The organism is Bacteroidota bacterium (assembly GCA_016706255.1).
Lineage (GTDB): Bacteria > Bacteroidota > Bacteroidia > Chitinophagales > BACL12 > UBA7236.
The window spans coordinates 632716-646463 of the sequence record JADJJZ010000003.1 but is presented as its reverse complement, the minus strand read 5'-3'; the positions used below and the strand labels follow the sequence as shown (position 1 = coordinate 646463).

8 protein-coding genes are annotated in these 13748 nt (G+C 36.1%); 4 read left to right on the top strand and 4 right to left on the bottom strand.

The genetic code is table 11. From position 1 onward, the window contains the following. Window positions 1-26: 26 nt before the first annotated feature. The 4 genes from IPI65_04540 to ung all read right to left on the bottom strand — a co-directional run bounded on the left by IPI65_04540 (window position 27) and on the right by ung (window position 6585). On the bottom strand, window positions 27-1832 hold the full coding sequence (locus IPI65_04540) for a hypothetical protein (protein ID MBK7440809.1): 1806 nt from the start codon (window positions 1830-1832) through the stop codon (window positions 27-29). 190 nt (window positions 1833-2022) lie between these two features. Continuing rightward, entirely contained in the window at window positions 2023-2676 is a 654-nt protein-coding gene (locus tag IPI65_04535) for a response regulator transcription factor (GenBank protein ID MBK7440808.1), read from the bottom strand. 55 nt (window positions 2677-2731) lie between these two features. Beyond that, window positions 2732-5719 carry a hypothetical protein gene (locus IPI65_04530; GenBank protein ID MBK7440807.1) on the bottom strand — a complete coding sequence of 996 codons (2988 nt, stop codon included), beginning with the start codon at window positions 5717-5719 and terminating at the stop codon, window positions 2732-2734. Window positions 5720-5892: 173 nt separating this feature from the next. Beyond that, complete coding sequence (gene ung, locus IPI65_04525) at window positions 5893-6585, bottom strand: uracil-DNA glycosylase (protein MBK7440806.1); 693 nt, start codon at window positions 6583-6585, stop codon at window positions 5893-5895. Between the two features lie 149 nt (window positions 6586-6734). On the opposite strand from ung, the gene IPI65_04520 reads away from it, so the two are divergent. From IPI65_04520 to IPI65_04505, 4 genes are all read left to right on the top strand, one after another. Further along, complete coding sequence (locus IPI65_04520) at window positions 6735-7298, top strand: hypothetical protein (protein MBK7440805.1); 564 nt, start codon at window positions 6735-6737, stop codon at window positions 7296-7298. A gap of 47 nt (window positions 7299-7345) precedes the next feature. Then, window positions 7346-9442, top strand: a complete 2097-nt coding sequence (locus tag IPI65_04515) for a PKD domain-containing protein (protein ID MBK7440804.1) — start codon at window positions 7346-7348, stop codon at window positions 9440-9442. A gap of 159 nt (window positions 9443-9601) precedes the next feature. Further along, window positions 9602-11485 (top strand): CBS domain-containing protein, encoded by a 1884-nt coding sequence (locus IPI65_04510; GenBank protein MBK7440803.1) that lies wholly within the window; start codon window positions 9602-9604, stop codon window positions 11483-11485. 71 nt (window positions 11486-11556) lie between these two features. Further along, the gene (locus IPI65_04505) at window positions 11557-13728 is read left to right on the top strand and encodes a S9 family peptidase (GenBank protein ID MBK7440802.1); all 2172 of its coding nucleotides are present in this window, start codon (window positions 11557-11559) and stop codon (window positions 13726-13728) included. Window positions 13729-13748 lie beyond the last annotated feature (20 nt).

Here is a 13748-nt window from a genome sequence, read left to right as displayed (position 1 = left end):
GTTATAGATTTTAATAAAATGAACAATTATTGTTTCAATGTTTTTATTTCCTGCATTAACAATTCATTTTGTTTATTTAATTCGATGAGATACAAAGTGAGTTCTTCAATTTTTTGCATCATCAGGATATTCATTGCAGAAAGATCTAAACCGGTTGTAGCCAGTTCATCGGCAGAAGGAATATTTGGTAAGTGATTATTTGCAACTATAAATGCTTCAACTTCTTCAAGGCTTAATAATTTATAGGTATCATCAAATACATAATCAGCCCAGTCAGCACTTAATTGTACTTTTACTTCTTCACAAACTAATTTACCATCAATACTCATTTTATAACCTGTTGGAACCGGCTCAGTACCTACCTGCACATTTCCTGAAACATAAATTCCATTTGAAGGAGCAGCAGTAAGCGAACCAAATGAAGTTCCACCATTAGATTGCACCAACATTTTTGTTGTACCGGAAACCTGAATGCGCATTACATCTTCACCTGCCAGGCCGTTTACATGAAAACGAACATTTGGTGTAACTGTTCCAATACCAACATAACCACCGTCTGATGGTACAACAATAGCATAATTATTTGTTGCACTTGATGCTTTAGCCCATAATCCGTAATTAGTTGTTCCCGCTCCGGTACTTTTAGCAATTATTGCATAATTACTGGTTGCGGTTCCTGTTGCAGTTGCATAAATTGATGCGGAAGAAGCAGTTGATGATGAACTAGACCATACGCCGGCATGTGAAATTGGTGTTTCAAGAAATATTAAACCTGAAGTATTGTATCCAATGTTTGCATAAGCATGTATGGTTGCAACTCCACCAATAGAAATTGTTTGATCAACACCTTTTAATGCGATTTCTTCATCCAAAAATGCACTTTCATTATTATAAAAGGCAGCTGAGGTGTTGGTTAATATACCACCGTTCCATCCAATAGAAATATTATCACCATTATCGGCAATTGCACCTGCAATTAATGCAGTGCCATCCCAACGCGGAATTAAATCTGTTGTGTTTGCACCCACTTGAGGATCGGTTTCTGCGCCTGCTGCAGGTGTTGTTGCAACCCATGCAGTTCCATTCCATTGCATTACCTGACCTGTTGCAGCACCCATTGAACTTAAATCAACAGCAGCGATAGTTCCATTTGTAATATCGGTTGAACTTACAGACGCATCTGCAATTTCAGTTGACCCTACAGCACCTGATCCAATTTGTAAATTATTGTATAATCCGGTTACATCACCTGCAAAATTTGTTGCCGTTGTAATATCATCAGCAGCATTAACATCACCTGTATTTGAAATTACAGAACCGGCAATATTTATTCCTGAGCCGGCAGTATAGGTAATACCTCCACCACCACCCGCGGTAGATTGTGTGGTACCGTCCATAAATTTAATGCTATTCACATATAATTCATTCCAATTTGCAGTTGTTGAACCAAGGTCTAAAGTATTATTTGCATTTGGTGTTAATGCAACATTTATTGAAGTGGCAGCTGCTAAATTCGACAACGAAGTATTTGCACCTTTTGTAGAAATTGGCGTCCAACCTGCACCGGTATAATAATAAAATCCGGGTGTTGAATTTGTTTGAAAAATTAATAATCCGGTTACAGGTGCTGCTATTGCATCACGTTGCGCTTTTGTCATACGCGGTGCAAGTAAACCCTGTGTTGTGGATTGTAATTCAAGTAATGAACTTGAAACGGGTGTTGTAGTTCCAACACCAACACTTCCTGATGCAGGAAATGTATTTGTTTGTGCGGATAAATTTACTTGCGACAGTAATACCACACCTAATGATAATGTAAGTAATTTTTTCATAAAATGGTTTTTTGTGATTTGATATACAAAGTTGTATTGAATCAACATTTTATGAAATACCACAATAGGGTTAGGGCAAGATGTAATTATAATTTATTAGGAACAATTATCCCTTTGTAGAAAATTTATTCCGAGGCAACATATTTTTCGAAATACATGAAGGATACCTGAAAAGATGATGATGGTACAATTAAAAAAACAGAGAGAGTAATTTCTCTTTTAATACTTTGCTAACAGCCTCCGTATTGGAATTAACATGCAGTTTGGCATAAATATTTTTCATATGTGTACGAACAGTTTCATAACTGATTCCGGCGGCTTCTGCGATCATTTTAAAACTTTTGCCCTGCACCATATAGGCAAGCATCTCTTTTTCTTTTGGGGTTAGCTGGTAATCCGTTGATGCTGTTGGCTGGATATTTTTTTGAAATAAATCGAGTACTTTTCTGGCAATTGAACCGGTCATAGGCGAACCACCATTGTGCACATCTTTTATAGCCTCTATCATTTCAGCCGGCGTTGTACTTTTTAATATATACCCCGATGCACCGGCGCAAATTGCATTAAAAATATTTGATTCATCATGGAAGATCGTTTGCATAAGCACCTGCACTTCGGGAAATTTGCTTTTAATCAGTTTTACACCCTGAATACCATTTAACCCCGGCATTTCAATATCCATTAAAACTACATTGGGCAAATCTTTACTTATGTGATGCAATACATCGTTACAATCAGGGTAGGCACCCGTGCAAATAAAACCGGGTGTACCATTAACCAGGTAATATAAACTTTCTCGTAAATGTTTGTTATCCTCAAATATAGCTACACGAATATCATTCATCATGCAAAATTTAAATCAAAAATACACTGTAAATATACGAATGCCAATACCACAATCAGGTGAGTGGCCAGTTAATCGTAATTTTTGTCCCTTGCCCTGGCACAGAATCAATTATACAAACACCGCCATGGCGCTGAGCCCTCGATTGCATATTGCGCAATCCATTACCCAGCGACTGCTGATTAACATCAAATCCTTTGCCGTCATCTTCTATTGATAAAATCAGTGTTCGTTGTTTTTGAGTGAAAATAACAGAAAGTGTTTTACAACCCGAATATTTAATAGCATTATTCACCGCTTCTTTAAACAACAAATAAAAATCGCGACGCTGCTCCATTTTTATGGATAATTTTTCAGTGATGGTACCTAATGGCATATTTAATTCTACACCTTTTAAATTACACATCTCGGTAGCAAAATTAAACATGCGGCTTTCGATATTTTTTAATTCATCATTTTCAGGTTTAATAGCCCAAACAATATCACTCATATTGTCAATCATCTCTTTTGAGTTGGCTGTGATTTTACCGAGTAACTCATCATTCACCGAACTGTTTTGTTTTACCTGATTGCGTACAATTTCACTATACATACCAATACTACTCAGGGTAGAGCCAATATCATCATGCAAATCGCCTGCAATTTTATTTCTGATGTTACTTATTTTAATAAACTGACTTAAGCGATAGCGATAAATCGCATAACTCAAACCAATTGTAGTTAAAATTGCTGCTATAATAAACCAGACTGTTTCCCAAAATGGTTTAGCAATTGAAAAAGTATACGAATTTTGTTGTTCACTCCAGTAATTATCATTGTTTGCAGCCTCCAGAACAAATACATAATCACCGGGGGGTAATGCAGCATACGTTACTTCTCCTAAGTTTGCTGTATAAGTCCATTCTTCGTTGTAACCAATCAATTTATAACGGCATTGATTTAATTCAGGAATAGTTAGCGACACCGATTGAAATTTGAAAGAAATAGAATTTTTATTATGCGGGAACTTAGGTGATAAATATAAACCGCTTACCGGGTTGAATAATTTTGTGTAATCACCTACGGCATCTGCATCATTAAACAACAACACTTCGGTAATAACCGGGGTGGCAGGAATAGCATTAATTTTTAAATCATTGATACTAAATCGCTGCACACCATTTGTAGTTACGAGCCAGATAAACTGACCATTACGTTGTAATCCCAATTTACAATAGGTAAAATCATAAGGTAGAAACCCTTCACTTTCAGTTATTTTTTTTACAACCTGAGCCTTATTGTTACCTAATTTTACTGCACTAAGGCCATTATAATGCGCACACCAGATAAATTTGCTTTTAGCATCATAAATAATATCTAAAACTGCATTGGCTAGCAAACCGTTTGTATTATCCAGATGCTCTAGAACTTTACCGTTGCGTTTCGATAATTGTACTTTAAAAATGCCATTATTTCCGGTAGAAACCCACACAACATTATTATCCTCATGTTTAATGGCTGTAATTAATCCGTTGTCCAGCCACTGATTTCCGGTTTTTACAGCATACAATGAATCACCATCAAAATAAACAATACCAAAATTGGTTGCGAAAAACATTTCATTATTTTCGAAGACTACATTGTCGAATGTTTTTAAAAATTGGCCGCCTACATGAATGGGCCAGGCGTGGTATGTAAATTCCAGCTGTTGAGGTGTTTGTTCATTATGAATTTGCGTAATTCCACCTTCGCTTAATGCGTAAAAATTATTTTCATTATCATGGAAAAATCCATGTACATGTGAATCAGATAATATTTTTTCATCATAAGCATATATCTGATTATTTGCAAACACACTCATACCCTGATAACCACTACCCAACCAAATACTTTTATCTGCATTATAATAAATACCAAACACTTCAGAAAGCGGCCACGGCTGTTTACCGGGAGGTAAAACTTTATCAAAACCACTGCCATTAAATTCAATTAAATTTCCACGATTACCCCCTAGCACCATTTTTCGCTGTGGCGATTCTGTGATAGAAAAAATATCATTTAAATTTTCAGTTTGAGCAGGCAGCCATGTTTCAAAAATATTTTTACGCAATTGCACCAAACCTTCCCATGTGCCTATCCATATATTTTTTTCTTTATCAATTAATATACAGGAAGGACTATCGTAACCCAATGAAGCAATTTCAGTGATTTTTTTTATTTGTTTGTCTGAAACAGCGTATACACCTTCCAATCCCAGGGCATAATTAACTGAATCGCTCATTTGTGCCATTGAAGTGGCATAAGTAAGTGTAAAAATGGAATCTAATTGCGTGCCTTTTAATTTATAAAATGAGCCTGAGCGTGTGCTAATATAAGTTACATCATTATTATCAAATTGAATTCCGGAAACATCTTCTAAACGTAGACCTTTCCCATCCCAAATGATATTCAATTTTTTTTCTGAATAATTAATTACACTTCGCCTGGTGCCAAAATAAATTACTTGTTTATTATTTACAACATGCGATTTAATAACCCAAACTTGGTTACTCACTGTAGAAACATCCAACCACCCACTTAAAATAGCATAGTTAAGTATGCTTCCTTTTTTAATTTTATCCTTAGTTTCATTGTCGATAAAAATTGGTCCGTCAGAAGTTCCTATCCATAAATCATTTGCACTTGTAGCCAATAAAGAATACACCCAGTTATCCGGAAATTTCGAGTCAAACTGAACATGTTGAAACACACCATGTTGCAAAAAAAACAAACCATTTTCCGCTCCAACCCAAATCGTTTTATCAGCATCCTGCGTTATAGCATATACTTTTCCAAACAATACCGAATCGCTGCCATTAAAGTTTTTGAATTGTTGTCCGTCAAATTTACTTACACCTAACTTGGTGCCCAACCATAAATACCCTTCCGTATCCTGAGTTAAAGTATAAATTTCAGAAGATGCCAGCCCTTGTTTTGATCCAAACGACTGAACTAAAAATTCCTGACCATTACAATAACCTGTTATGCCAAAAATCAGCATTAAAAGTATGCTGTTGGTTCGCATTAGCCATTTAAAATAGTGTTTTTTGAGCATGTCGCGGTGTGCCTTATAAAACCATAAGTTTTAAGAATATAAAAATACCTGAAATTGTTCACCAATTCAATTTTATACAAACTGTTTTGTCTTACCTTAACAATATTTAAATCTACTTTTTGTAATTTTTACAATAAGTAAAATCAGCTTAACTGCCAATTAATTTTTTCCAGATGATGTTGTTCGAGCCAGTTGTTGGTTTTAGAAAAGGGTTTTGAACCGAAAAAACCTTTATCAGCACTAAAAGGAGAAGGATGTGGTGATTTAATGATAAAATGTTTGGTTTGATCGATTAGTTCTATTTTTTGTTGGGCATATGCACCCCACAATATGAAAACCAAATTGGTTCGATTTTTACTTAATGCCGCTATGGCTGCATCGGTAAAATTTTGCCATCCGATTTTCTGGTGACTGGCAGGTAAATCTTTTTCTACGGTAAGCATAGCATTGAGCAAAAACACACCCTGCTCGGTCCATTCTTGTAAACAACCATGCGTTGGCGGTTCCAATCCGAGGTCTGAGCGCATTTCTTTGTAAATATTTACCAGCGATGGTGGTGGCTTAACACCCTTCTGAACACTAAAACACAATCCGTGTGCCTGTCCAGGCCCGTGATAAGGATCCTGGCCAAGAATTACCACTTTTACTTTGTCAAATGGGGTTAAGTTAAAGGCATTAAAAATCATAGGGCCTGGCGGATAAATAATTTTACCTGCAGCCTTCTCTTGTTTTAAAAAGTTTTTTATACCTGCAAAGTATGGCTTGGTAAATTCCGCTTGTAGCGCCTGTTTCCAACCATCTTCAATAGCCACTTCGCCTTTAGCCTGTTCCTGCATAAGTTCTGTTTCAGTTCTCAAACCGTGAAATTATAAAAATCATCGCAGCTATTGTCGCACTGTGTATGGTGCAAATGGTTCAGGGAAGTGGTTTTTTACGCATTTCTGATAAAAATTCTGGTTTCCTGCTTTATTTTTACCACCAAAAGGTGAAAAAGCTCCTGCAACCGATACTAACTGCTGTAATAATCTTCTGCTTTATTTTAAGCAGCGGGGGAAGTTATGTAGTGCTGGAACTTATAAAACTCAATGCAAAACATCATGTCTGGAATGAAATAACCTCCGGCCACGCAACAGATGAAATTGCAAAAATTACCATTCCTGCTAATATCGTTCAATCTGAAACCCATGGTTTTGTTTGGGAAGAAGAAAATAAAGAATTCAAATTCAACAATACCATGTACGACATCATCAGCATGGAGCAGGAAGGTGCAGATGTAATTTTTTATTGCTTGAATGATAAAGCCGAATTAAAAATTCATCAATTAATAGCACTTCAATTGTCGAATTTATTTTTAAATAAAAAACACGACAACAAATCGAATCCCAATCAACTTTTACAGCGATTAGATAGCAATTATTTTGGCAATGAAATAATTGCGCTTCAGCCTTTACAAATTACAAAACTTGAATGGACTGAAACACAAGTTGAATTCCCATCTTCAACTGCACTACTAATTTTTGCACCACCTCCGGAATCAGCAACAATCTGATAAGCTGATAAGTCAGCATCTTTTTTTATTTTACTAAAATTTATTTTATGATGTCAAATATATATTTGAAAAAGATAGTATTGACGGCTATTGTTGCGATTAGTGTAATTACTGCGCAAGCGCAAATATCTTATAATTGTGGCACTGATGAAGTGCGAAAACAATTAGTAGAACAATATCCGGAAATAATACAACGAGAAAAAAACTTTGATCAATTTGCCCAAACCTTTTCAAAAGCGAATTTGAAAATGGAAGGCTCAACGTATATAATACCGGTTGTATTTCATGTAATTCATGATTATGGCGCAGAAAACATTTCCGATGAACAGATTTTTGAAGCGATGGAAAGAATTAATGAAGATTTCAGTAAATCGAATTCTGATTTAGCAGAAACGGTTGCAGAATTTTTTGATATTTCTGCCGATTGCGGAATTGAATTTCGTTTAGCGCAACGTGAATTAAGCGGAACGTGCACCAATGGTATTGATCGTATTGCTTCTATGCGCACTTATACCGGAGGTGATGCTGCTAAACTTGGTGGCTGGCAACATGGTTTTTATTTAAATATCTGGGTTGTGAAATTTTTACCGGGTACCGCTGCAGCATATGCCTATTATCCAACTGCGATTTCTGATTTTTTAGCACCGGTAGATGGTATCATTTGTCGTTACGATTATGTTGGTAGCACCGGTGCAGCAGGCCCGTATTCAGCACATACAATTTCACACGAAATCGGACATTATTTTAATTTGCAACATACCTGGGGAAATACCAACGCGCCGGGTGTTGAATGTGGTGATGATCAGGTTCCGGACACACCAGAAACAAAGGGCTGGACCACCTGTAATTTAGCGGGTCACACCTGTATTGCACCATTAGATAATGTGCAAAATTTTATGGAATATTCTTATTGTTCCACCATGTTTACAGAAGGGCAGAAAAACAGAATGCACGCTGCTTTAAATTCTCCTGACGCTGCAAGAAATAATTTGTGGATAGAAGGAACATTAATGTTAACCGGAACAAACGATGGTTATGTTTCACAACCTTGTGCGCCAGTTGCCGATTTTTATGCAATCAACCGGATGGTTTGTTTGGGTGAATCTGTTACTTTTCACGACGTAAGCTGGAAAGGAATAGTTGACATGCGTACCTGGACATTTGAAGGTGGTAGTCCGGCTACTTCAACAGAAGCTGATCCAATAGTAACATTTGCAGAAACAGGCTGGCATAAAGTTACTTTATCTGTAAATAATGCTGTTGGTTCAAATGATAAAATGGTGGATCAATATATTTATGTTTCAAACGATAATCCAATATTAAACAGCACTTATTTTGGCAATTTTAATGATGCAGCTGAGGTTGCTGAAAATTGGGTTTTATATAATAAATACCCTGATGATTATGTTTGGCAATGGAGAGGCAGTAATGGATATTATAACACCGGATGCATCTGGTTAAACAGTCGCTTTGGTCCTGATGCTGAAAAAGATGAAGCCATTTCACCTTCATTTAATTTATCGGACGGTTTGGCTGAAAATGTATTTTTTAAATACTCAACTACATCTTATGCTACTGCGGAAGCAGACTATGATATGGCATTAAAAGTTTATTACAGTACAAATTGTGGCAAAACATGGATCAGTGTTGGTGAAATTACAGGCAGCGAATTAATCAGCTCATACGGAGGAGCAAGTAATTTCTTCCCAACTGAAACAGAACAATGGCGTTCAGCAGTATTTAATTTACCTGCAGGTGCACAAAATGAAAATGTGAAATTTAAACTTGAGTTTAATTACAATAATTATGTAAATAATATTTTTATTGATGATTTTAATTTCACTACCGGTGTTTTGGATGTTAATAATCAGCATAGTGTAATTCAATGCTCTGTTTCACCAAACCCGGCAAACAATGCCAGTGCAATTGCTTTAGATTATTATTTACAATCAGATTTAGAATGTTCAATTACCATTTTTGACATAACCGGTAAGTCTATTGCAAATATTCCAATGGGTAATCAGATTGCAGGTAATCATCATTTTATAATTCCTTCTGAAGATATTGATTTGGTACCGGGCATGTATCTCATACAACTCGGAAACGAATCAATTCGTGTTATTAAAGAACTCATCATTCTTTAATAGTTTTTCATAGATTTGGTAATGACCGGCTTGTCCGGTCATTTTTTTTGTATGGAGGTCAAGGTCGCGGGCTCCTGCCCATACCTTTTTACTTTACATATGATTTAAATCACTATATGAAAGCTTATTTTTTACTACTTTTGAATCGAAAGCGGACTTATGGGTGAAACCAATCTACATACCAAAAAAACTGCGGGAACCCATATCCGTTTCGTAAATGCTTTATTGCGTGATATTTCAGCTTTGGAGCTAATGATTGATGGCAATTTGTTCGAATCGGATAATGAACGTATAGGTGCGGAGCAGGAAGTGTGTATTGTAACTGAAAATTTTAAACCCGCTGATAATTCCATTGAATTATTAAATGCAATTCAACACCCACAGTTTACTACCGAGCTGGCAAAATATAATATTGAAATAAATTTATTACCACAAATTTTACAACCCGGATGTTTTGCAGCAATGGAAAATGATTTGCTTGAAAAATATCATCTCGCTGCAGGCCATGCTGCAAATAATAATACAAAATTAGTTTTAGCAGGAATTTTACCAACCATTTCGCGTAATGAAATCTCCCTTGAATATTTAACACCGCTGGAGCGTTACCACATGTTGAGTAAAAAATTGCGCGATTTACGAGGTAGGCAATTTGATTTGTATTTAAAGGGAGTTGATGAATTGCATATCAGGCATGACAGTATCATGTTTGAAGCATGTAATACCAGTTTTCAAACGCATTTACAAATTCCACCTGATGAATTTGTTCCTGCATATAACTGGGCATTGGCAATTTCAGCTCCTGTACTAGCCATTGCATCAAATTCTCCATTATTATTAGGGAAGGAATTATGGAGTGAAATAAGAATTGCATTATTTCAGCAAAGTATTGATACACGACATAGTATAGATGAAATTCGGGAGCAAAGGCCGCGTGTAACTTTTGGAAAAGACTGGATTTATAATTCCATCACAGAAATTTATAAAGAAGATATCACACGTTTTGAAGTTTTAATTAATGCAGACATTGAAGAAAATGCATTAAATTGCCTTGCACAAAATAATATCCCCAATTTAAGTGCATTGCGTTTGCATAACGGCACCATTTATCGCTGGAACAGAATGTGTTATGGCATTACCGACAATAAGGCTCATATGCGGATAGAATGCCGATATATACCCGCAGGACCGACAATTAAAGATGAAATTGCAAATGCTGCATTTTGGGTTGGATTAATGAAAGCCAGACCGGAAAATGTAAAAAAAATATGGGAACATTTTGATTTTAAAGATGTAAAATCCAACTTTTTTAAATCGGCACGTTCCGGTGTTGAAAGTGTATTTATTTGGATGGGCAAACAAATTTCTGCAAAAGATTTAATTAAAAACGAATTATTACCATTAGCACATGAAGGTTTAAAAAATTGTGGATTTAGTAATGAAGAAATTTATGTTTATTTAGGTATAATTGAAAAGCGTCTGGAAACCGGAACCGGATCTCAATGGCAGGTTCGCAATTTCAGAAATTTGAAAAAAGCGATGAATGTTTCTGATGCACTAGTCAGCCTTACTGAATTTATGTACATCCAACAACAAAGTAATATTCCTGTTTGCGATTGGCCGGATGTTGATATTGATTCCACAGTAAAACGTCAGGTTAAAAATATGCTTGTTGTTAAACAATTAATGAGCACTGATGTAATTACCGTGTATCCAAACGACCCAGTTGCATTGGTTGCAGAAATTATGAAATGGAATGATGTTAATCATATTGTAGTAGAAGATAAAAAAGGTAACCTACAAGGTGTGGTTACCAGTGGTCACATTGCTGAATTATTAGCCGCAAAAAAGGAATTAAGTGAAATTTCCGTTAAAAAAATCATGCGGAAAGATATTAGCACCATTTCTCCGGAAGCATCAATTAGTGAAGCACTGGAAATCATGCAAAACCTCTGGATAAGCAGCTTACCGGTGGTTTCAGACAATAAACTGATGGGTATTGTAACAAAAAATGACATGTTGCGCTGGATGGCGCTTCGCAGTTAAGCGTTAAAAACTGTTAGCAGGCAATTATCTCGTATACTTTCAATTAACTTTGTATTTATAAATCACATTTTATGCGTATAACCATTTTAACCTGTGTAATTTGCATCGGAATGATTTCCTGCAAAAACAAATCGGAAGCACCCGAAGCCGAAGTTACCGGTCCCGGAAAAGTAACTTATCCTGCCTCACTTACAGGCGATGTATCTACCGATTATTTCGGCACCGCTGTTTCAGACCCTTACCGCTGGCTTGAAGCAGAAGCTAATGAAGACTCTTCCGTTCGCGGTTGGGTTACTTCACAAAACACTATTACTTTCGATTACCTGGCAAAAATTCCTTATCGTCAGCAATTAGAGCAGCGCATGACTGAACTGGCTGATTATCCAAAAATGACCACGCCTTATCGCGCAGGTGAATTTTACTTTTATTCTAAAAACGATGGTTTACAAAATCAATATGTAACCTACTATAAAAAAGGATTAAATGGGGAAGAAAAAGTATTTCTTGACCCAAACAGCTTATCTGCAGACGGAACAGTTACACAATCGATGACAGGTTTCAGTAATGACAGAAAATATGTTGCTATAAGTGAAAGCAAAGCCGGTAGCGACTGGAGCACGATGTATGTTAAAGATATCGCCAACAATAAAATGCTGGAAGATAAATTAGAATGGACAAAATTTAGTGGTGCTGCCTGGCAGGGAGATGGTTTTTATTATAGTGCTTACGATAAACCAACACAAACATTTACAGGAACCAGTGAAAGTCAGAAAGTATTTTTCCATAAACTGGGAACGCCTCAAAGTGCTGATAAATTAATTTATACAGACCCTAAAAATCCTTTGTATTATTTCGGTGCACAAACAACAGAAGATGAGAAATTTTTATTTATTTATGTAAGTCCGGGAACATCAGGAACTGAAGTATTATATAAAGATTTACGCAACCCGAATGCAAAATTTACAAAATTATTTGAAGGCTTCGATTCCGAATATTCCATTTTGGATAATGATGATGAACGTTTAATTGTTCAAACAAATCACAATGCACCTAATTACAAAGTTGTGAGTGTTGATCCAAAAAATCCTGCACCTGAAAATTGGAAAGTAATTATAGCAGAACAAAAAGAATTACTTTCTTCTGTTTCTCTTGCCGGTGGAAAATTATTTGCATTTTATTTACGCGATGTAAAACCTGTTATTGTTCAATTTAGCAGAACAGGCACTGCTGAACGTCAAATTGCATTACCTAACAATGGTGTTGGTGGTACTGCAAGCGGATTTTCAGGTGAACGCGATGATAATGAAGTATTTTTCTCCTTCACAACATTTTTATCTCCCGCCGATATTTATAAATACGATATCCGTTCCGGTAAAGTGGATATGTATAAAAAAGCTGATGTAAAATTTGATGCTTCAAAATATACTATGAAACAAGTATTTTATGAAAGTAAAGACGGAACCAAAATCCCAATGTTTATTGTTCATAAAAAAGGAATTGCACTTGATGGCAGTAACCCTTGTTTATTATATGGATATGGTGGATTTAATATTTCGATAACACCAAGTTTCAGTATTTCCCGAATCGCAATGTTAGAACAGGGATTTGTTTATGCCGTTGCAAATATTCGTGGTGGTGGTGAATATGGAGAAGAATGGCATAAAGCAGCAATGTTTGGCAACAAACAAAATGTGTTTGATGATTTTATTGCAGCAGGAGAATATTTAATTAAAGAAAAATATACCAGCAATACAAAACTCGCCATTCAAGGCCGTTCAAACGGTGGATTATTAGTTGGTGCTTGTATGACACAACGACCTGATTTATTTGCAGTTGCATTACCGGGCGTAGGTGTAATGGATATGTTGCGTTATCATAAATTTACTGTTGGTTGGGGATGGGCTGTAGAATATGGTTGTGCCGACAGCTCGAAAGAAGCATTTGATTATTTGTATAAGTATTCACCATTACATAATATCAAATCCGGTACAAAATATCCGGCAACTATGGTAACTACTGCCGACCATGATGACAGGGTTGTTCCTGGTCATTCATTTAAATATGCGGCTGCTCTGCAAACTGCGCAAGCAGGTGATGCACCGATATTAATTCGAATTGATACTCAAGCCGGTCACGGTGCCGGAAAACCATTGGCAAAACAAATTGAAGAAGATGCGGACTGGATTAGTTTTACGATGTGGAATGTGGGCATTAAACACATGACCATGAGCGATAAACCATAACAATAAATTTATTTTTTGTA